This window comes from Kluyvera genomosp. 3 (assembly GCF_011765685.1).
In the GTDB taxonomy this organism is placed as follows: Bacteria; Pseudomonadota; Gammaproteobacteria; order Enterobacterales; family Enterobacteriaceae; genus Kluyvera; species Kluyvera georgiana_A.
The window spans coordinates 1643479-1664492 of sequence record NZ_CP050321.1; the positions used below are offsets into that span (position 1 = coordinate 1643479).

Sequence of the window (21014 nt, forward strand, 5' to 3'; positions counted from 1 at the left end):
GTGGCACATGGCTAATTTTCTAAAATCAGTTATGCGCATGGGTGAACACTCCATAACGCAACCTTTCAAAGCTGTTAAACAGACTTTTCAGGGCCATCCTGATGATGCTTTTAAAGACCTCTTTCATGATGCCAGCCGAACAGGGCAGGACGTAGCCCATTCTATCGGTGTGCGTGGATGGGTCGGAAGCCACCCTATGCAATCCGTAGGCGCAGCCGTAGCTATGATTTATGGTGGTTGGGCGGCAGCGGGTGCAATGGGTGCAGGAAGCGCCGCAGGAGGCGCTACAGCAGCCGCAGGGAGTGCAGGCAGTGCAGGAGCAGCCGGAGCCGCTGGAAGCTCTCTAATCCCCGCAGGAACAGCCATAGGGCAGACCGTACCCGCGATCCCTTCCGTTGCCTCTATGACCAGTGGAACAGGCGCAGCAATCACGGCTACGCCGTCTTATTCCATCTTAGCAGGAGCAAGCCCCGGAGGACTTTCTCTTAGCTCAGGTGGTGCAGCAGCTACACATTTAGGAGGCGAGGCCGCTGTAAGTAATACGGGCCTTTCCTCTACCTCTACCGCTGGCAGTTGGGCGCAGAAAGCAAAAGATTATTACAACACTTACCAGCAAATTAGCGGAATAACCAAACAAGGGCAGGGGCAGCAAGAGCAACAGGGCAGCGGCAAACCTCAAGAATTTTTAAGAAATGATTCGTTAATAGGTCTTGATCAAATCCGTGCAGCACGGCAGCAGGAACAAACCCAACCTATCAGCGGTATCAATTTAAATACAGATCAAAGCGGTGTGCCTGACTTTACCCACGGCGGCACATTCGGAGGCTTTCAATAATGATTAACCAAAATAACCCGGTAGCCCCGTTAACGGCCCCGGAAGCAAATGATTTGCTAAATATGTATCAGCAGCAAGCAGCCGCCTTACGTGGTGAAGCTAAAGCACAAGATACAGGAATTGGAAATAACCCGTTTCAATCTGGGGCAGGTCAGCAGGACGAACAAAAAGCACATATGGCGAAACAAGAGCAATTCTTAGCCCCCATTGGCTCTAATATCTTTGATCCTGTTTCTGATTACACGGAAGAAAAACATCAACGTTTCTTGAAAAACCTGAACAATGATCCGGCTTTCAATGAGATTGAGAACCCATATCATGAGTTTTTAAGTAATCTTAAAATGGCTCAGGATGCCGGGAAAATTTCCCCACAGGATGCTATTTCTATGCTCAGTGAATACGGTCAAAATGAAATTGATCCTATTCTCGATAAACATCACGGTAAGCATTCACCTACACATAAAACAACACTTCACGATCAAGATGAATTTATCCCGGATATTGTGAAACGAGCTAAGGGGGCTAAGTAATGGCTATCCAAGATATGATTAATAGTGGCTCCTTTAACGGGCAATATCTGTTAAGTGATCAGCAATACAACCCTACTCAAAGTGATGTATTAGGGCGCTACCGTAATCCAACGCCTACGGCTCAGGGTTTACCAAATATAGATCCTGATAACGATGATCGTAGTGCTTTCGATGATAAACAACAGCAGAGACAAGCAAACTTTGACACCCTTCCGGCCCAAGATACAGAAGGTAAGATCATTGGTAATGATGGGATGGTTTTCAATCTCGCACCTGATGATCGTAAAAGCCAGTTGATTACGGGCCTGATTGCTTACGGTACAAGCTACTTAGCTGGTGAGAATGCAGGGCAGAGCATACAACGTGCAGGAGATGCGGTTAATGCTCATGTGTCTATGATTAAACGCCAGAAGATGATCCCTGACCTCCTGAAAAAAGGCTATGCGGATGTTGATATTCAGAAATATGTAGAAACCGGAAATACTACTGATTTGCTTACAAATATGGGGCGTTATGTTCCCGTTGATGGTGGTTATATTAATAGCCTCCGAGGTAAATTTATACCAACACAGCAGCAAGCGCAGCAGCTACCGCCGGGTTATCAGTTGGGTGTTAACTATACTCCTAATGGCCCTGTTTCCGTGTCTCAGGATGAGAAAGGAAAATACTCTTTCAAACCAGCGACTAAAACAGAAATTGAAGCCAGCCAAGCAGCAGCACAGGATCAGGGCGGCGGTGATGGTACAGAGAGTTTAAATTCTCCTGATACTGTCAGTTTGCAACGTGGTGCAAATAACAAACTAATCCCGGCAGAGGGTAGTTATGGGCCAAATGGTGAACAGCTTTACCTGACAACTACGCCGGGTGTTTTGGCAGATGCTTACGCACGGCCTGTAATGCCGGGGCAAGGTACGACAGAACGAGCAGAGAAGCAGCAGACACAAACAGCTAAAGAAAATGCAAATACAGATCAGACAATTGCAGCACTTCAGGAAGAAAATAACACTGTTCAGCAGCTATTAAATTCTCCTGGTTTTGATAGTGCTTATGGTTCGTATGATGCCGCTACTATTGGTTTGCCTTTCCACACTAACGCATATAACGAAACAGTAGCATTACGTGAAAAATTAGGCGGTCAAATCTTCCTTAACTCACGCCAAGCACTGAAAGGACAAGGCCCGATCACGGACTATGAGAGCGGTAAAGCTGAATCATCTAGAACCATTCTTACTAATCCTAAGATTGGTGAAAATGATGCTCGTAGAGCAGCAAGGGAATTGATCGCGCAAAACAATGCGGCTATTGCTGGATTGCAGAAAAAGAAAAGCGGAACAACTTCACCACAGGCAGCAGGTATCACACATCGCTACAACCCACAAACCGGGAAAATTGAAGCTGTACAGTAAACTTAGGGGCGCTTGCCCCTTTTTCATAAGGATATGAATCAATGCCAAAAGTTATTGATTTTAACGGGCAGCGCGTAGAGTTTCCCGACAACATGAGCGACGATGAGATCAGCGGTGTATTACGCTCTCAGAGCGCACAGGAAGCCCCACAAGCTCCGCAACAGACAGAGGACAAGGAAAGCATAGGTTATGCTTTACAACACCCCGGAGAGGCGTTTAGCTCGTTGGGTAATGCCTTGCTTACTGGTGGTGCAAAATGGCTACTTACTGATCACAGTACCGGGCAGACAGCGGCCCCACAGGGAGCGGCTAAGAATTGGTATGCTGAACAAATGGCAAACCCTGAAACCGCACATAATGCCGGAGTAGTTTCTAAGGAATTACCACGCGCTTTAGCTTATGGGGCAGTAGCAGACATTACAGGCGGTCTTGCTATTCCAGCAATGGAGGCCGCTGGTTTTAGTTCTCCTTTGCTGGCTTCTGCTTTATCTAATGCCGCTGGTTCAATGGCAGGACAGAAAGCAGCAGGTGAAGATCTCAGCCTAGAGAAAACCGCAGAAGATGCCGCATTAGGTGTAGTTATTCACACTGGAGGGGAACTAGCAAAAAAAGGGATTAACGCATTGCGCGGAATTTTACCGGAATCACTAGGCGGGATCTCTCAGGTTAATAAAGCAGCCCAAGCTATGCCAGATTATGCACAGCGTGTTTATCAGGGTGGTGATGAAGAAGCACAGCAGGCATTTAAAGCCGCTACCACTGATGAAACCGGGAATGTAATGTTAAACCCTTCTCAGGTAGCCAACCCCGAAAGCAGCGCAGGTAAGCGTTTTATTCGTGAGGAACAGCGTAGCAGGGCAACAGGAACCGCCTCACCATATGAACAGAACATAGCGCAACAGAACACAGGCGCTAGTTTTCAACGTGCGGTAGAGGGTGCTGATACAGGGGCAGATGTTCAACAGACAGCGCAGAACATGATCGCAGATTGGAGGCAGAAAGCTAACGATCTCTATCAGACCAAAAAGACAGGGGCGCAGGATGTTTTAGACAGTGCCAACGTGAAGCAAATCAAATTGAATACTACGAAAGATGTAGCTCAAAACCATCTATCAAAAGATATTGAATTAGGTAAGCAAAATCTTACTGCGAATACTCGCAATACTTTAAAGGCTTTCCAGAACTCTAAGATCCGCACTATTGATGATCTTGATATGTGGAAACAGACGTTAGGCGAGAAGATGAGCAAAGCCTTTGCTGATAAAGAAACAGCCAGTTATAACGCATTGAAAGAAGTACGCGATAGCCTACGAAACGAAGCCGATACAGTGATCCAATCTATCGATCCTAATGCTGGTAGCCTTTACAAACAGGCTGATCAGTATTTCGCACAAGGTGCGGGTGATTTTGGGAAGGATTCAAAAATTAACCTATTGGGAACTAAAGAAAATCCCGTTGATGTGAATAACGTTTTCTTAGGTGCTGATTCTCTTAAAGGCCGCGCTCAGGGTGAGATTAATACAAAGGATATTCTTTCAAGCGTAGATGATGCTGTAGCCCGTGGAGATATTGATCCCTCATATGCTCAACAGATCCGAGAAGGTATATCAAATGCTTCCCGTTCACAGGCTTTTGATTATGCCAATATGAGACAGGGATTTAATACAAAAACATTTGCAAATCGTCTAACTCAATATGCACCACAGGCAGAGGCAGCAGGGGCAACAAATGTTAATGAGGCATTGAGACAAGCAGCCGAAACTATGCAGACTCAAGCCACTGTAGGCGGTGGCATGGCAGAGGCAGCAGGAGCCACGGGAGCGAAAGCAACAGGCGCGGCCTTTGGTGCAGTTCATGCAGGGATGCCGGGAGCTATGGCAGGTCAATACGCAGCAGGGAGAGTAGCCGATATAATCCCACGCCTGATCGATAAAGTATCAGGTACAGCGGGAAGATCTAAGGCAATGATTGATTTTGTTTCCATTCCTGAAAACGCAGAGAAGATAGTAAGAGCTATTGAGGCTGGCGGTGGACGTGTAGAAACCACGACACCAGAGGAACTAACCCGGCTCATAGGTTTATTTACTCGTTTCGGTTCTCAGGCAGCAGCCCAAGCAAACCAGACAGAACAATCTAACCCATTGCCAACTATGACACAGCCAGCCCCGGCCCCTACTCAGGAGTTTAATGTAATTCCAGAGCAACACGCCCAAGCAGCTAAGGAACCGGAATCAACACAGTTTGATCCGAGTGATACCCGTCTATATCGTTCATTCTCCGCAGCAGAAACGGGAGGTATTAAGAATCGCTTTATCCGTACCCGTGCAGAGGAAGCAGGATTAAGCACGGCATGGGGGCCAGCCCAATTGACCACAGGAACAGCCGAGCGTTTCTATAAAAAATACCCTGAACTATTCAATGAAGCACAAAAAGATTATATGACCCGTTTCATTGAACAGGGCCGCCGTATGAAAGAAGCACCAAAAGATGATCCAGTATTTGGGTACGGGAAGCCGGGAACAATGGGAGACACACCAGAAGATCGCAAAACGTATGCTGATGTTGTACGGATCATGCTTCATAAAATGAATGCTGATAACAACGGCGATAAAGAAAAGACTCTCAGAGAGTGGCGCTATGGGGATAAAAACGCGGATATAGATAAACGTGATCCAGCATATGCCCGTAAAGTGCGCCAAGCATGGAAGCGTTTAGGAACTTCTCAGAACGTCAAAACCAGCACGGGGAAAAGCTGGAGCAATCCAGCAGCCTGATCCCCAGCTGGGGAACTAAGCCCCCTTTTTAGGGGGTTTTAATTACCGCAGTATATATAAGAAGTGATTTTAATTACGGCGGTATTATAAAGAGAAACTTTATAGGGGGCATGGATGCCAATTATCAAAACCTATCGAAAGGCCGGGGAGCCTACCGCCTCGATCCCTTTGTACCTTTGCCAGCAGACGCAAGAAGCCTTACCCGAAATGTGGGGGCGTTTGCCAGTGGAGGCTATGCGGGAGGAACTAAGGCAAGACATAGAATCTATTGATCGCTTTGAATACCTCGTTTCAGATGAGGATAAGACCATTAAAGCAATGATGATTATAGACACTGATACAAACCCTCACTATGGGTTTTATCTCTACCCTCGATATGCTTTCAGCACTGAAAAAGGCGCTTTGTCTGGTGCGTGGCGATGGATGAAACAGCTTGCTAAGTGCCTGAAATGCGATAACTATTTGATAACGAGGCAGACGGGAGACAGTGAGATAACTACACGGAAAGTAAAAGTAAAATGAAACATAAAACTAGATACACCTTACCCGCTCTACTGATTTTCCTTTCTGGCTATATCGGTTGGGAAGTGCGCCCGATCCACCTGGCTAACTTTGCTCATGATGCTATGACAATCACCCGTAAGAACCTCGATCCCTCCTGCTTTTATGACATCCATCAAAGCCAGTTGATAGCGATATGCCCTAAAAACTCTAATTAAATCAATTAGTTAGTTTATCTGAAATCTACTTATTAGATCCCATCATTAGTATACCTGAAACTATTTCAATTACAAGCCTAGAATAAAAATAAATAAAGCGTAGAATTTCATATAGATAGCGATTCTAACGCACACAGGGCCGCATAAGCGGCCTTTTCTCGTGGTAAGTAAGGAAAGGTATTGCTTACCACTCACAACGCAGCAGAGAGGCGCACAGCGCGTTTTATGGCAGGTAAGAGATCTATATATTTTAAGCAGATTTTGAAGGACTTCCGAGCCGATAAGGTGAAGAAAGCAGACGCATTAGCAATCATTGCCGGATCTGATTCCTTCCCCGGATGGGCCAAAGTTAAGGCACGGAAACAGTTAGCCAAAATGGAGGCGTTTTAATGGATATGGAAGGGATTTATTTAAAACTCATTGCCTCAGCAGAAAGCCGGAACGGTAAGCCGCGCTATTCGTTTAGCCAACGCACCAGAAACCGCAAAAAGGGCTTTGAGGTACATCACATTATGCCCGGTTCAATGGGTGGTAGTAATCGCCCTTACAATCTGGTTTACCTAACTCCCCGCGAACATTACACGGCTCACCATTTACTAGCGCGTATGTTTTCCGGCCCTCTCACCTATGCTTTTTGGCGTATGAGCCAGAAGGAACAAGGAACACGGGAAGCTAATATTAAGATAACTGCTAGGCAGTATCAGACGGCAAGAGAACTTTTTTCTATCACTCATAGCGCATTTTTGAAGGGAAAAAAGCAAAGTCCAGAAGCTATAGAAAAGCGTCGAATTACTATGAGTCAAAGGCCGCCCGTTCAATCCTTCTTAGGTCGCACTCATAGCGAGGAAACAAAACAGAGGATGCGTGAAGCCCATCTAGGGAAAGATAGGACAGAGGAACATAAGCGAAACATTTCTTTAGCTAAAAAAGGTGTCAAAAAGAATCTTACTGATGAACAGAGGGCCGCTATAGGTGATCGTTTCCGTGGAGTTTCCCGCCCTCGTTTAGATTGTCCCCATTGTGGTAAATCAGTGCCTGATAATCTGGCACACCGCTATCATTTTGAGAATTGCCCTAGTCTCACGGGTAAGAAGTATCAAATCAGTGAAGAAATGAGCAAGAAACGTAGTGAAGGATTGTTGAATCTTCCTATCAAGACTTGCCCCCATTGTGGGAAGCAGGGCCGGGGCGGTGCAATGGTGCGCCATCACTTCGATAACTGCAAACATAAGCCTAACTAGTTCAGGATGATGATCAATGCAATCTGATCCCCTATGGGCCGAGTTTGAACACTGGTTCAGCTTACACGAACACGGAAGCGATGAAGCAAGGAAGCGGGAACTATGGGAAATCTTTCAAGATGATCCCTTATCTTTCACCCTCCCCATTGAGGAATATTTATCAATGCTAGGCATTGAAGAAAGTCAAAAGCAATGCCTACGGCATTAGACGGACGCTAGCGCGTCCTTACACTGTAAAAAAGGAATGAATTGGATCTCTCTCACGGAGTGAGGAATATTACCTAATACCTTATATGCACATATTCAGTGTAGGCTTTCTTACGCCCTTCTACAGTGTGCCTTTGACCTTCCGGCACGTAGCGCAGCCGTAGCAAAGGCGGCCTTTGGTCGCCGTCCTATGAGCGTAGCGAGCATAGCGAGCGACAACGGCGAAGCCGTAGCGAATGCACGTCATGGCGGGGGTGTCAGGGCTAATAGAAACTGCGACTCGTGAGATCTTCGATCTTGTAGGTAGCTTTGCCACCTTAAGTAAAGATAAGTAAAGGAACAGGGAGAAAGTGCAAAGCGTGGTTAATTCCTGAGCATGTACATATGCGAGAAAAGACCATTGTACACATGTACAATAGTTGCTAGAATCAGGCGGTTAAGGTAAGGGGTGTTTAACTCCCTAACCACCTGATCTAAATGATAAAAGTTGGTCGGCACGAGAGGATTTGAACCTCCGACCCCCGACACCCCATGACGGTGCGCTACCAGGCTGCGCTACGTGCCGACGCATGGGGGAAATACTACCGCTTTTATCGCCGATTGCAAGCAGGTAACTCACTGATTGATTCATAATTAATCAATCAGTTAGCGATAAACCGTTTTTCCTCGGTCAGCACCTGTAGCAGCAAGCTGAGCTGGGCTTTCTGGTCACGTACGCGGTCGCCCTCGGCAGTCCAGGTTTTATAGTGGCCGTTATGATCGAGCACTACAGTGATGGCGGGCGTGGTGATCGCCAGCGTGTTGCTATCGGCCGCAGTAACCCAGTTATGGCGGCGGGTCGCGCTGAACAGATCCTGACCCTGCGAGTACTCGTTGGCAGGGGTGCTAACGTGCAGCAGGCGCTGCATCAGCGTGGTCATCACATCTTTATGGTCGGTCAGTAGGTCGATGCGCTGTGCCGGGGTACCAGGCCAGTGGATGACCAGCGGTACCTGTAGCTGGGCTCGCGACCAGTTGAAGCTATTTTTCTGCCCGCTGAGCGGCACGCCGTGACCGGCGGTAATAATCACTACCGTATTCTCAAGCTTGCCAGAATCGCGCAGAGCGTCCAGCACGCGGCCGATTTGCTCATCGACCTGCGCGGCTGCGCGGCTGTACTGACGATCGCTTGCCTGCGCGCTGCTGACGTTCGTGCCGTTAAACGACACCCATGAGAACCAGCGTGTTTCATCCTGCGCATTGTTGGTCAGCCAGTTTATCCACTGGCTTGCCGTCTGGGTATCATTCTGCGACTTGCCAGGGGGCAGGGAGAAGTCGGACAGCAGCGCCTGACGATAAATCGGGCTTTCAAAGCCGTCAGAAGAGAACAGCCCCAACTGGTATCCCTGCTGATTAAGGGCGCTGATGAGTGCCGCTGGCACACGCGCGGCAAGCACGCCGTCCATATAGCCAGGCGAGATGCCGTAGAACAGGCCGAAGATACCGCTATCGGCAGTGTTACCGGCGCTCATATGCTGGGTGAAGTTAACGTTATCGTTGGCAAAGCGTGCCAGCGACGGCATCTGCTGCTCAAAGCGTGAATAGTTCAGCCCATCGACGGTAATCAGCAGGACGTTTTGGCCCGCACCCATATCGCGATAGCGCAGATCGCTCAGCGGATATTGTACGGTGACCGCTTCCGGGTCGCCTTGCTCCACCAGGCGTCGCTGGTAGTCCTGCGCGTCAAGCAGCCCGTGTTTCTCCAGGAAGCGGCGGGCCGTCATCGGGTAGGAGAGCGGCAGGTTGGCGCGCTGCATGGTGATTGGGCGATAGAAGTTAGCGTCTGCCCAGATATACATCACGTGCGAAGCGATAAATGAGGCAAAGAAAAACCAGGCGACCGGGCGCGCGTAGTGTCGGCGGCGCGTCAGGCTGCGCAGTTTCTGCCAGCTCCAGGTGGCAAACAGCATTTCGACGAGCAGAATCACCGGCACGCTAATAAACATCAGCTGCCAGTCGCGAGCCGTCTCATTTTGATCGGGGTTGATAACCAGCTCCCACACCACCGGGTTAAGGTGCAGGTGGAAGCGGGTAAAGACCTCGCTGTCGATAATCAACAGCGTCATGCCCGCCGTCGCCAGAATGGCGGACAGGAAGCGCATCAGACGCTGGGACATGACGATAAAGGTCAGGGGAAACAGAATCAGCAGATAGGTGGAGAACACCAGAAAGCTGAAATGCCCGACGAGGCTGATGTAGGAGAACACGCGTCCTGCCAGCGTCGTCGGCCAGTCGGCGACAAACAGATAGCGGCTACCGAGCACCATGGCCAACAGCATGTTGAACAAGGCGAACCAGTGTCCCCAGCTAACCATCTGGGAGACCTTTTCTCGGTAAGGCTGACGATGTGTCACCATAAACTGTTGCTTGTACCCTTAGTGCGCAGAATCGCTATTAATGGAAGATTGCAGCGCCTGGGCGAAAGAACGCGCGATAGCCTGGCGTTGAGCCGGAGCCACGCTGCTGTTAATCAGGTTGGTTACCATATTGCCCAACACCATCAGAGAAAGGTCGGTTGGGGCCTTATGTTGTTCCAGCACGTTAGCCAGCTCGCTCAGCAGCTGTTCTACGTGTTCATCACTATAGCGGGATTGTTGTGGCATAAATCGAAATCTGTCTGTTCATTAAAGGGCAGTATATTACCGTAGCAGCAGCATTTTTTCCGCTTTTTTTCGGCGTAACGCGTTATCCTTTGCGCATTATACTGCCGCGACCCCGGTAATATGCGAGTTGCACTGTTATATCGGGGGTGGTTGAATACACCCGATCTTAAAGGAGAGTTTAACATGAGTCTGGATATCGACCAGATTGCTTTGCATCAGCTCGTCAAACGCGATGAGCAAAATCTGGACGTGGTGCTGCGCGACACGCTGCTGGAGCCCACCGCGCCGGTTGAAGAGATGATGGCCGAGCTACATCGGGTGTATAGCGCCAAAAACAAAGCCTACGGCCTGTTTACCGAAGAGAGTGAACTGGCGCAAACGCTAAAATTACAGCGCCAGGGTGAGGAAGATTTCCTCGCGTTTAGCCGCGCGGCCACAGGGCGTCTGCGCGATGAGTTAGCGAAGTATCCGTTCGCCGACGGCGGCATTGTGCTGTTCTGCCACTACCGTTATCTGGCGGTGGAGTATCTGCTGGTGGCGGTGCTGAACAACCTCAGCAGCATGCGCGTCAATGAGCAGCTGGATATCAGCGCGACTCACTATCTGGATATCAACCATGCCGATATTGTGGCGCGAATCGATCTCACCGAGTGGGAAACTAACCCGGAATCGACCCGCTACCTGACCTTCCTCAAAGGCCGCGTTGGGCGCAAAGTCGCCGACTTCTTTATGGACTTCCTCGGTGCCAGCGAAGGGCTAAACGCCAAGGTGCAGAACCGTGGTTTGCTGCAGGCGCTGGATGATTTCGCTGCTGAAGCGGAGCTGGATAAAAACGAGCGTCAGAACGTGCGTCAGCAGGTGTATACCTATTGCAACGAACAGCTGCAAGCGGGTGAAGAGATTGAACTGGAGTCGCTGTCTAAAGAGCTTTCCGGCGTGAGCGAGGTCAGCTTCAGCGAGTTTACTGCTGAAAAAGGTTATGAGCTGGCAGAGAGCTTCCCGGCGGATCGTAGCACCCTGCGTCAGTTGACCAAGTTTGCCGGCAGCGGCGGTGGGTTGACGATTAACTTCGACGCGATGTTGCTGGGTGAACGCATCTTCTGGGACCCGGCGACTGACACGCTGACGATTAAAGGCACCCCGCCGAATCTGCGTGACCAGCTACAGCGCCGGACCTCTGGCGGTAAGTAATCGCAATTTGCCTGCCCGACATCGGGCAGGCGTTATCTGCACCTCAAACCAATGATGTTGAGTGACCCTCCTCGCACTATCTGCATCTCATACTCTCTTCCTGATTAATTATTGAGCCGAATCGCGGTTTTTTTCCTCAAATAACACTAAATAAAATGTCGTTTTGTTTTTAATGCAAAAACGTTTTGTTTTATGGATGAAATATGCCGGCTCGTTCAGGCGGCGATTAACACGGCCACCCGTCGCGGCTGGCCGTGGATAACAACGAGGAAAAATAGAATATGCTTAATACCTTCAGGCACTCACGCTGTTCGATCATAACCGCCATTGCCCTGGCGGGCATGCTGAGCGGCTGTGGTGATGAATCCAGCGACTCATCGTCCGCCACGCCGTCCGGCCTTGCCGCGCCACAAAATGTCCAGTCGCCGATCCTTTCCGCTGATGAGGATAGCGCTGTACTGGTGTGGGAAAAACCGCAAAGCGGCGCGCAGGATGTGGTGGATTACCGCATTTACCGTAACGGTGAGCTGCTGGGTAGTGCCCGGGAAAACCAGGACCGCTACTCTCCGGCGAAACCCTATATCGACAACTTCTACCAGACAATGAACAACGATGGCTGGCAGCGGAAAATCGATCTGCGCACCTTTACCGCGGCCGATCTCCAGCCGGATACCGAGTATCAATTTACCGTCCGGGCGGTGTATGCCAGCGGTGAAGAGTCGGCGGACAGCGCGCCAGTGACCCTGCGCACCGCGAAGCAGCCGCAGGTTGTAGACGTCAAAACCTTTGGTGCCGTCGATGATGGCAGCACACTCAATACCGCGGCTATCCAGCAGGCTATCGACAGTTGTACCGTCGACCGCTATCCGCAGGGCTGTAAGGTCACAATTCGCGGCGGGGTGTTTAAAACCGGCGCGCTGTTTTTGCATAGCGACATGACGCTGGAAATCGCGGAAGGCGCGACGTTGCTGGGATCCGAAAATCCAGCAGACTATCCGTTGAGCAGGGGCTATTACCTCTATCCGTATACCGATAATCCGCTGCCGAAGCGCCCGCCGTCGCTGATAAACGCGCTAGAGGTGGACGATCGCGGCAGCTCGCATGCCGGTACCTTCAAAAATATCCGCATCGTGGGGAAAGGCACGCTGGACGGCAACGGCTGGACGCGGGGTGTGAAAGCGGGCGGGGCAGAGTCGATAACCGATGAGTTAGGCAACTCCCTGCCGCAGTACCGGGCGAGCAAAGCGAGTTTGGTCAGCGAAGATGGCATTCTGGCGAAATACCAGACCGAGCAGGCCATTGCCGAAGGGATGGATAGCGACAGCGCCTATAAGAATCGTCGCTCCAGCATGATGACGCTGCGCGGCGTCAGCAATCTCTATCTCGAAGGGTTAACCATCCTCAACCCGGCGTTTCACGGCGTGATGGCGCTGGAGTCGGAAAATATCACTCTTAACGCGCTGTCGCACAAAACCTTCGACGGCAATAACGCCGACGGCATTGAATTGGGCAATAGCCAGAACGGTCTGGTGTTCAACAACTTTTTTGACACCGGCGACGACTGCATGAACTTCGCGGCGGGCTATGGCAAAGGCGTGGAGACGTTTGAGCAGAAAGCGCAAAGCGGGGCGTGGATCTTTAACAACTACTTCCGTAAAGGCCACGGCGCGGTGGTGACCGGCAGCCATACTGGCGCATGGATTGAGAAGATTAAAGCGGAAGACAATGTCATGTACCTCACCGACATTGGCCTGCGCATGAAGAGTCGTCCTTACTACGGCGGCGGTGCGCGTGACGTCGTATTCCGCAACAACGCAATGAAAGATTTAGCCAAAGAGCCGTTTATCTTCACCATCAAATACAGTGCGGACGTCAACGACACCACGCCAGCCGCTGAACCTGCGCAGTTCCGTGATATCACGGTCGAAAATGTGACTGTTGACGGCACGGCGACGAAGAACAGCATTTTGGTTGATGGTATGACGGCGGATGAGATGGCGGCGGCCTATGGCATCACTTTTTCCCGCGATGCGTATCATCAGAATCTGTCGTTCAGTCACGTCAAGTTCCGTAATACAAAGGCGACAGATATTTCCTTCCTGCGTGACAGTCAGTTCAATAATGTGACGTTTGAGAATACGGCGCAGGCGTGGAATTTTGCCGAAGTCAGCGGCATTACGCTGACGGATAGCGTCAATAATGAAACTATTGCGGCGACAGGAACGGAAACGGTGATACGAGAAGCGGCAACTCAATAAACGGCAGGCATAAAAAAACGGCTCCCGATGGGAGCCGTTTTTTCGTCACGTAGACTCGCTGGCGATTAAGCGCGAACGAAGTCGATGTGAGCCAGTTTCGGCTTGAACGGGTGACGCTGCACCGCCTGAGCCTTAACTTTTTCTTCTTTACCATCAACAACGATGGTCAGAACTTCGCTGTAAAATTCAGCGTTGTTCTGCAGGTTCCACAGCTTGTCGTGATCCAGTTCAATAGCAACCGGAGCTGCTTCGCCACCATAAATGATAGCCGGGAACTTGTTAGCTGCGCGCAGGCGGCGGCTCGCACCCTTACCCTGCTCTTTACGTACTTGTGCTTCGATAGTAAACATTGAATAGCTCTCTTGATTAATCCTGCTACAGGCGACCCAGCAGCAGGCAAATGATCTGCTTCACGGATGTGAAAGCGGGCGGCATTATAGCCTCCAATCCCCGCGCGGGCAATGAAAACCTCGCCATCAAATAAGCCGTTAGCGTCAAGAACCTGCGTATCCGGTGAGATGTTCCTAATCTGTCCGTGCGGTTTCGTTTATCCTCTACACTGAAGTGATAATCACTTTCAACAGGAGAGAACATGAAGCTATGGCCCGTCGTGACAGGTGTTGCTATTTCATTGGCGCTGGTGGCCTGTAGTTCGCCGACGCCGCCAAAAGGGGTCACGCCGATAAGTGATTTTGACGCGAGCCGCTATTTGGGCAAGTGGTATGAAATTGCTCGCCTGGAAAACCGCTTTGAGCGAGGGCTTGAGCAGGTTAGCGCGACCTACGGCAAGCGTTCCGATGGCGGTATCTCAGTCGCCAACCGCGGCTTCGACCCGCAAAAAGGCGAGTGGAAGCTGAGTGAAGGCAAGGCCTACTTCACCGGTAAGCCTACGACAGCGGCGCTCAAGGTTTCCTTCTTTGGCCCATTTTACGGCGGCTACAACGTGATTGCGCTGGATGACGACTATCAGTACGCGCTGGTAAGCGGCCCAAACCGTGACTACCTGTGGATCCTGTCACGCACGCCAACGCTACCGCCGCAGGTTCGGCAGAATTACCTCACCATCGCGCGTGGTCTGGGTTTCGCGGTTGATGACCTGTTGTGGGTAAAGCAGACGCGCGATTAACGTAGCTCGTTGGCTCGGCGGTATCGCCCTTCGTAGTCGAACACTTTTTCACGCACCTGCCAGTAAGCCCCTTTTTTGCGGGCGACAACAAAATCCGGTGCGCGCAGCAGCGGCTGTTGGGCGATAATATCAGCAGGCGTAATCCAGCGCAGCGGCACGCCGGGCGTGCGGGTATGCGGGCGGATAAATAGCTGCTCAAACGCTGTTTTTTGCGCCGGGGTGTGCAGGCGGAAACGCTCGCTAACGTCGGCGCCGTCTTCGTCGTAGTAGGTGATTTTCAGCCAGCCGCCTTTCTCGTCCATCCCGTCCTGCAACACCATGCCGCTACAGCGTAGCACCAGCGCGTCCTTGAGTTTTAGCGCCGCCTTCAGCATGTCGTCCGGGTCGACCAGCACCGTATCGCACTCGCGACAACGGCGGGCGGCAATATCGTTTTCGGCGTTACACTGCGGGCAGTTTTTAAAGCGGAAGCGATAGTCACACTGCTCGCGATGGCCGTCATCGTCCTCCAGCCAGCCCTGACAGCGGCGGCCAAAGTGTTCAATCAGCGTGCCGTCGGCGGTGGTTTTGCCCCAGAAGGTGTTGGCAAAGCCGCAGTCGGGGCAGAACACCTGAACCGGCACGTTGTCGCTTTTGCCTTTCGGTGCACCCACTTCCGGCGCGTACAGGTCGTGCGGGTTGCCGGCGTAATCAAGAATCAGACAGTCGGTTTTCCCCGGTGCCAGGCGCAGGCCGCGGCCAATAATCTGCTGATACAGACTGATCGATTCGGTCGGCCGCAGAATGGCAATCAGGTCGACGTGCGGGGCGTCAAATCCGGTAGTCAGCACCGCCACGTTGACCAGGTAGCGGAACTGCTGATTTTTAAAGGCATCAATCAACGTATCGCGCTGTGGCCCTGGGGTTTCACCGGTGATCAGCGCAGCGTCATCGGCGGGCAGCAGGCCGGTAATTTCCCTGGCGTGCTCAACGGTGGCGGCGAAAATCATCACCCCTTTGCGCGCTTGGGCGAACTCTTCAATCTGGCTGATGATGTGCGGCGTAATACGCTGCTGCTGTTTCAGCTCGCGGTTGAGATCCGCCTCGCTGAACAGGCCGTTGCTGTTGGCCTGCAGGCGGCTGAAATCATACTGCACCACCGGCATATCCAGCCGTTCCGGCGGGGTAAGGTAGCCGTGCTTAATCATATAGCGCAGCGGTAGCTCGTAGATGCAGTCGCGGAATAGCGCTTTTTCATCGCCGCGCACCATGCCGTGATAATGGAACTGATAAATCCAGCCTTTGCCGAGGCGGAAGGGGGTGGCCGTCAGCCCGAGCAGGCGAATCTGCGGGTTGACCTTTTGCAGGTGGCTGAGAATTTGCTGGTACTGGCTGTCGTCATCATCGCTGATACGATGACACTCATCGACGATCAGCAGCGAAAACTCCCCCTGAAAATGGTCAAGATTGCGGGCGACGGACTGCACGCTACCAAAAACCACCTTACCGTGGCTCTCTTTGCGCTGTAGCCCGGCGGCATAAATATCGGCCTCCAGCCCCAGCGCGCAATATTTCGCGTGGTTTTGCGCCACCAGCTCTTTGACGTGGGCCAACACCAGCACGCGCCCACGCGCCAGCCGCGCCAGCTCGGCGATAACGAGGCTTTTGCCCGCGCCGGTTGGCAGAACAATAACCGCAGGCTGCGTGTGGCGGCGGAAGTAGGCCAGCGTGGCGTCAACCGCTTCCTGTTGGTAGGGGCGAAGTGTAAAAGTCATGAGCGTTGTGATTGTCCTTAACAGACAAATAGTATGCCATGAATCTTTTCACTTGAGTGGCAGGGTAAGCCCGTTATACTTACCGATTGTTATTACCCCTTTTTTCGGACGCTTCGTCCGGCGCCCGGCACTTTTTACAGGCTAAAAATACTTCATGCGACTTGATAAGTTTATCGCTCAGCAACTCGGCGTCAGCCGTGCTATTGCCGGGCGTTTGATCCGCGGCCACCATGTGACCGTTGATGATGAAGTGGTACGTGATACCGCTTTCAAACTGCAACCTGAACATAACGTGGCCTATGAAGGCAATTCGTTGACCCAGCAGAACGGTCCGCGCTATTTCATGTTGAACAAGCCTCAGGGCTACGTCTGCTCGACGGAAGACCCGGATCACCCGACGGTGCTCTATTTCCTCGATGAGCCGGTCGCACATAAGCTGCATGCCGCGGGGCGTTTAGATATCGACACCACCGGGCTGGTATTGATGACTGACGACGGTCAGTGGTCACATCGCATCACCTCGCCGCGCCATCACTGCGAAAAAACCTATCTGGTGACGCTGGAAAACCCGGTCAGCGACGATACCGCCGCGCAGTTCGCCAAAGGCGTACAGCTGCATAACGAAAAAGATCTGACCAAACCTGCCGTGCTGGAAGTGGTGACGCCGACCGAAGTGCGTTTAACCATCAGCGAAGGCCGTTATCACCAGGTGAAGCGCATGTTCGCCGCTGTCGGGAACCACGTGGTCGGGCTGCACCGTGAGCGTATCGGTGAAATTATCCTCGACCCTGAGCTGGAGCCTGGGGAATATCGTCCGTTAACCGCAGAAGAAATCGCCAGCGTTGGCGCGCCAATGCGCTAACCCACTGAACAGAGGTAGATTGTGACGTCCAGGCCGCGCTCGTCGTTAAAAATTGTTTTCATTCTTGGCCTTCTGGCCATGTTAATGCCGTTGTCGATCGACATGTATCTTCCGGCGCTGCCGGTGATTTCCGCACAGTTTGGCGTACCGGCCGGCAGCGCGCAGATGACCCTCAGCACCTATATTCTGGGATTTGCCCTCGGCCAGTTGCTGTATGGCCCGATGGCCGACAGTCTGGGACGTAAGCCGGTCATCCTGGGCGGCACGCTTATCTTTGCGGCGGCGGCGGTGGCCTGTGCGTTAGCGCCTTCCATCGACTATCTGATTACCACGCGCTTCTTCCACGGCCTGGCGGCCGCGGCGGCGAGCGTGGTGATCAACGCCCTGATGCGCGATATTTATCCGAAGGAAGAGTTTTCACGGATGATGTCGTTCGTCATGCTGGTTACCACCATTGCTCCGCTGGTGGCACCGATGGTCGGCGGCGCGGTGCTGGTGTGGTTTAGCTGGCACGCCATTTTCTGGATTCTGGCTATTGCGGCGTTGCTGGCTTCGGCGATGATCTACTTCTTTATTGACGAAACGTTGCCGGTCGACAAGCGCCAGCCGTTCCGTCTGGGGACCACGCTCGGCAACTTCGCCTCATTATTTCGCCATAAGCGCGTGTTGTCGTACATGCTGGCGAGCGGCTTCAGCTTTGCCGCCATGTTCTCATTCCTCAGCGCCGGGCCGTTTGTCTATATTGAGCTGAACCATGTCTCGCCGCAGCATTTTGGCTACTACTTCGCTCTGAACATTGTCTTTCTGTTTATTACGACCACCATTAATAGCCGCTTCGTGCGTCGGGTCGGGGCGCTGCGTATGTTCCGCACCGGGCTACTGATTCAGTTCGTGATGGCTATCTGGATGGTGGTGACCGCGCTGCTGGATGTGGGGTTCTGGTCGCTGGTGCTGGGCATCGCGGCATTTATTGGCTGCGTATCAATGGTTTCGTCTAATGCGATGGCGGTGATCCTCGATGAATTCCCGCATATGGCCGGGACCGCCTCATCGCTGGCGGGAACCTTCCGCTTTGGCATTGGCGCTATCGTCGGGGCGCTGCTGTCGATGGCGACCTTTACGACCGCCTGGCCGATGCTGATTTCCATTGCGCTTTGCGCCTCCTGCTCGATTCTTTTCTATCTCTACGCCAGCCGTCCCCGCAAAACCGCGCACTAATACACCTTTAGTAGGGGCGAAATACGCCCCTTTGTTGATACATATCAACAGAACTGCCATTGCCGCTGGGGTGTAATGTTTCTTTTATGTAAAATCCATTAATGTAAAAAGTCACATTGTTGTAGATAAAAAGGTTGCGTTAGATCACAGTTACGGGTACATATAGCGCGGAAATGCATCAGTACACCGAACAATGTCGTATGAAGAATGTTGAATGCAGGCGTTTTTTTGCTGGATGCAAGACGATTTGTCAACAATGTGTTAATATGGATGTGAAATAATTGTGAAGCCATGTGGCTTCCGGGGAAAAACGTAATGACATTCCAGCTTTCAATCGTACATCGACTGCCACAGGACTATCGCTGGTCTGCGGGTTTTGCAGGTTCCAAAGTTGAACCGATTCCGCAAAATGGCGTGGCGGGCGATAACGCGCTGGTCGCGCTAAAACTTCTGAGTCCGGACGGCGATAACGCCTGGCCGGTGATGCACTCGCTTAGCCAGGCGTTGACGGATATTTCCGTTGATTGTTCGGTGCTGGAGTGTGAAGGGGAGCCGTGCCTGTTCGTCAAACGTCAGGACGAGTTTGCCGCTACCTGCCGCCTGAAAAACTTCGGCGTGGCGATTGCCGAACCCTTTTCCGGCAACAACCCGTTTTGACCGTCAGCTCAGTGCAATGAGCTGACGCGTATACGCCTGCTTCGGTTCGGCAAACACGTGCCGACACTCACCCTGCTCGACAACCTCTCCCTGTCGTAACACGATAACCTGGTGGCACAGCGACCGCACAACCTGCAGATCGTGGCTGATAAAGATATAGGCCAGACGGTGCTTTTTCTGTAATGCCTTCAGCAGCGTCAGGATCTGCGCCTGAACCGTGCGATCGAGCGATGAGGTAGGTTCGTCGAGGACGATCAGCTGCGGTTTGAGGATCAGCGCCCGGGCGATAGCGATTCGCTGCCGTTGCCCGCCGGAAAACGCCGACGGATAGCGCTGGCGGGTTTCGGGATCCAGCCCGACTTCCTGCATCACGTGGATAACCTGCTGTTCACGTTCAGCGGCGCTCAGTAACGGATGGTGCACCCGCAACCCTTCTTCAATAATCTGCAGCGCCGTCAGTCGCGGGTTGAGCGATGAGTTCGGATCCTGAAACACCACCTGAATACGATGACGCAGCGGCAGCATCTGTCGCCTGTCGCGACCCTGAATGGCTTCGCCCGCAAAACGAATATCCCCCTGTGAGGCAATCAGCCTTAGCAGCGCCAGCCCGGTGGTGCTTTTCCCCGACCCTGACTCGCCAACCAGCCCCAGCGTTTCTCCGGCCCGCAGCGTAAAGCTAAGTGCCTTCACCACGCGGTTATGATCGACAACGCGGCGCAAAATACCTTTGCGAATGGGGAACGCGACGCTGAGCTGGTTCACTTCGAGCAGCGGTGCGGCATCCGGCGGCAGGGGAACTGGCTCGCCCGCCGGTTCGCTGTCGAGCAGTTTACGGGTGTAGGGATGCTGAGGTGCGGCAAACAGCGCCGTTGCCGCGTTTTGCTCCACGCAGCGGCCATGCTGCATCACCGCTACCCGGTCAGCCAGCTTGCGCACGATACTCAGGTTATGGGTGATAAACAGCAGCCCCATATTGAGCTCGACGCGCAGTTCGCGCAGTAGCTGAAGAATTTGTGCCTGCACGGAAACGTCCAGCGCGGTGGTGGGTTCATCGGCAATCAGCAACTCCGGGCGGGTCAGCAGCGCCATGGCGATCATCACCCGCTGGCGCTCGCCGCCGGAGAGTTGATGTGGATAGTCAGCCAGCCGCTTTGCCGCCTGACGGATACCCACACGGTCAAGACAGTCGAGAATTTCACCGCGTGCCGCTTCTTTACGCATACCGCGGTGCAACGACAGCACTTCGTAGAGCTGTTTCTCCAGGTTATGCAGCGGATTCAGCGACACCATCGGCTCCTGGAAAATCATCGCGATGCGGTTGCCGCGAACGCCGCGCAGCGTCTGTGGGCTGGCGTGAAGCAGCGACTCGCCGGCAAAACGGATATCACCCGTAGGGTAGGTCACAGGAGGTTCCGGCAGCAGACGCAAAATGGAGAGCGCCGAAACGCTTTTCCCCGAACCGGACTCGCCAACCAGCGCCAGGGTTTCTCCGGCGTTCAGCGACAGCGATAGCTGTTCGACCACCGTGGTGGTGGTGCCCTGCTGGCGGAAGGCGATGGAGAGGTTGTCGATTTCGAGAAGTGGCTGCTGCATT

Annotated in this window: 17 protein-coding genes and 1 tRNA gene; 12 read left to right on the forward strand and 6 right to left on the reverse strand. The window is 52.4% G+C overall.

The window, feature by feature from the left end:
• Positions 1-7: 7 nt before the first annotated feature.
• The 6 genes from GY169_RS07690 to GY169_RS07715 all read left to right on the forward strand — a co-directional run bounded on the left by GY169_RS07690 (position 8) and on the right by GY169_RS07715 (position 7505).
• A complete protein-coding gene (locus GY169_RS07690) occupies positions 8-835 on the forward strand; it encodes a hypothetical protein (RefSeq protein WP_167574669.1) in 828 nt (275 codons plus the stop codon).
• On the forward strand, positions 835-1365 hold the full coding sequence (locus GY169_RS07695; protein WP_167575403.1) for a hypothetical protein: 531 nt from the start codon (positions 835-837) through the stop codon (positions 1363-1365). The genes GY169_RS07690 and GY169_RS07695 overlap by 1 nt, the downstream gene beginning before the upstream one ends.
• A complete protein-coding gene (locus GY169_RS07700; RefSeq protein ID WP_167575404.1) occupies positions 1365-2771 on the forward strand; it encodes a hypothetical protein in 1407 nt (468 codons plus the stop codon). Before GY169_RS07695 ends, GY169_RS07700 begins: the two co-directional genes overlap by 1 nt.
• 41 nt (positions 2772-2812) lie before the next feature.
• The gene (locus GY169_RS07705; RefSeq protein WP_167575405.1) at positions 2813-5545 is read left to right on the forward strand and encodes a hypothetical protein; all 2733 of its coding nucleotides are present in this window, start codon (positions 2813-2815) and stop codon (positions 5543-5545) included.
• 114 nt (positions 5546-5659) lie between these two features.
• The gene (locus GY169_RS07710; protein ID WP_167575406.1) at positions 5660-6067 is read left to right on the forward strand and encodes a hypothetical protein; all 408 of its coding nucleotides are present in this window, start codon (positions 5660-5662) and stop codon (positions 6065-6067) included.
• A 586-nt stretch (positions 6068-6653) separates the two neighbouring features.
• Positions 6654-7505, forward strand: coding sequence for an NUMOD3 domain-containing DNA-binding protein (locus GY169_RS07715; protein ID WP_167575407.1), 852 nt, complete (start codon positions 6654-6656; stop codon positions 7503-7505).
• Between the two features lie 695 nt (positions 7506-8200).
• On the opposite strand, the gene GY169_RS07720 is transcribed toward GY169_RS07715, so the two are convergent.
• The 3 genes from GY169_RS07720 to GY169_RS07730 all read right to left on the reverse strand — a co-directional run bounded on the left by GY169_RS07720 (position 8201) and on the right by GY169_RS07730 (position 10354).
• Positions 8201-8277: transfer RNA gene (locus tag GY169_RS07720), tRNA-Pro, on the reverse strand.
• 76 nt (positions 8278-8353) lie between these two features.
• The gene (yejM, locus tag GY169_RS07725) at positions 8354-10108 is read right to left on the reverse strand and encodes an LPS biosynthesis-modulating metalloenzyme YejM (RefSeq protein ID WP_167575408.1); all 1755 of its coding nucleotides are present in this window, start codon (positions 10106-10108) and stop codon (positions 8354-8356) included.
• An 18-nt stretch (positions 10109-10126) separates the two neighbouring features.
• Positions 10127-10354, reverse strand: a complete 228-nt coding sequence (locus GY169_RS07730) for a YejL family protein (protein ID WP_163447579.1) — start codon at positions 10352-10354, stop codon at positions 10127-10129.
• Positions 10355-10537: 183 nt separating this feature from the next.
• On the opposite strand from GY169_RS07730, the gene yejK reads away from it, so the two are divergent.
• On the forward strand, positions 10538-11545 hold the full coding sequence (yejK, locus tag GY169_RS07735; RefSeq protein WP_163447580.1) for a nucleoid-associated protein YejK: 1008 nt from the start codon (positions 10538-10540) through the stop codon (positions 11543-11545).
• Positions 11546-11826: 281 nt separating this feature from the next.
• Positions 11827-13803: a glycosyl hydrolase family 28 protein gene (locus tag GY169_RS07740; protein WP_167575409.1), complete on the forward strand. Its 1977-nt coding sequence runs from the start codon at positions 11827-11829 to the stop codon at positions 13801-13803.
• A gap of 65 nt (positions 13804-13868) precedes the next feature.
• Here the strand turns inward: GY169_RS07740 and rplY are convergent, their stop codons facing one another.
• Positions 13869-14153 carry a 50S ribosomal protein L25 gene (rplY, locus tag GY169_RS07745; protein WP_064544038.1) on the reverse strand — a complete coding sequence of 95 codons (285 nt, stop codon included), beginning with the start codon at positions 14151-14153 and terminating at the stop codon, positions 13869-13871.
• A 242-nt stretch (positions 14154-14395) separates the two neighbouring features.
• Between rplY and GY169_RS07750 the strand changes: the two genes are divergently transcribed.
• Complete coding sequence (locus GY169_RS07750; RefSeq protein ID WP_167575410.1) at positions 14396-14929, forward strand: lipocalin family protein; 534 nt, start codon at positions 14396-14398, stop codon at positions 14927-14929.
• Here GY169_RS07750 and GY169_RS07755 read toward each other — a convergent pair.
• Positions 14926-16683 (reverse strand): DEAD/DEAH box helicase, encoded by a 1758-nt coding sequence (locus tag GY169_RS07755; protein WP_167575411.1) that lies wholly within the window; start codon positions 16681-16683, stop codon positions 14926-14928. The two genes, GY169_RS07750 and GY169_RS07755, sit on opposite strands and share 4 nt — an antisense overlap.
• Positions 16684-16837: 154 nt before the next feature.
• On the opposite strand from GY169_RS07755, the gene rsuA reads away from it, so the two are divergent.
• The 3 genes from rsuA to GY169_RS07770 all read left to right on the forward strand — a co-directional run bounded on the left by rsuA (position 16838) and on the right by GY169_RS07770 (position 19420).
• Positions 16838-17545 (forward strand): 16S rRNA pseudouridine(516) synthase RsuA, encoded by a 708-nt coding sequence (gene rsuA / locus GY169_RS07760; RefSeq protein WP_163447583.1) that lies wholly within the window; start codon positions 16838-16840, stop codon positions 17543-17545.
• A gap of 21 nt (positions 17546-17566) precedes the next feature.
• Complete coding sequence (locus tag GY169_RS07765) at positions 17567-18763, forward strand: Bcr/CflA family multidrug efflux MFS transporter (protein ID WP_163447584.1); 1197 nt, start codon at positions 17567-17569, stop codon at positions 18761-18763.
• Between the two features lie 315 nt (positions 18764-19078).
• Positions 19079-19420 (forward strand): YejG family protein, encoded by a 342-nt coding sequence (locus GY169_RS07770; RefSeq protein WP_064544049.1) that lies wholly within the window; start codon positions 19079-19081, stop codon positions 19418-19420.
• Positions 19421-19423: 3 nt separating this feature from the next.
• On the opposite strand, the gene yejF is transcribed toward GY169_RS07770, so the two are convergent.
• Positions 19424-21013: a microcin C ABC transporter ATP-binding protein YejF gene (gene yejF / locus GY169_RS07775; protein WP_167575412.1), complete on the reverse strand. Its 1590-nt coding sequence runs from the start codon at positions 21011-21013 to the stop codon at positions 19424-19426.
• Position 21014: the final 1 nt, after the last annotated feature.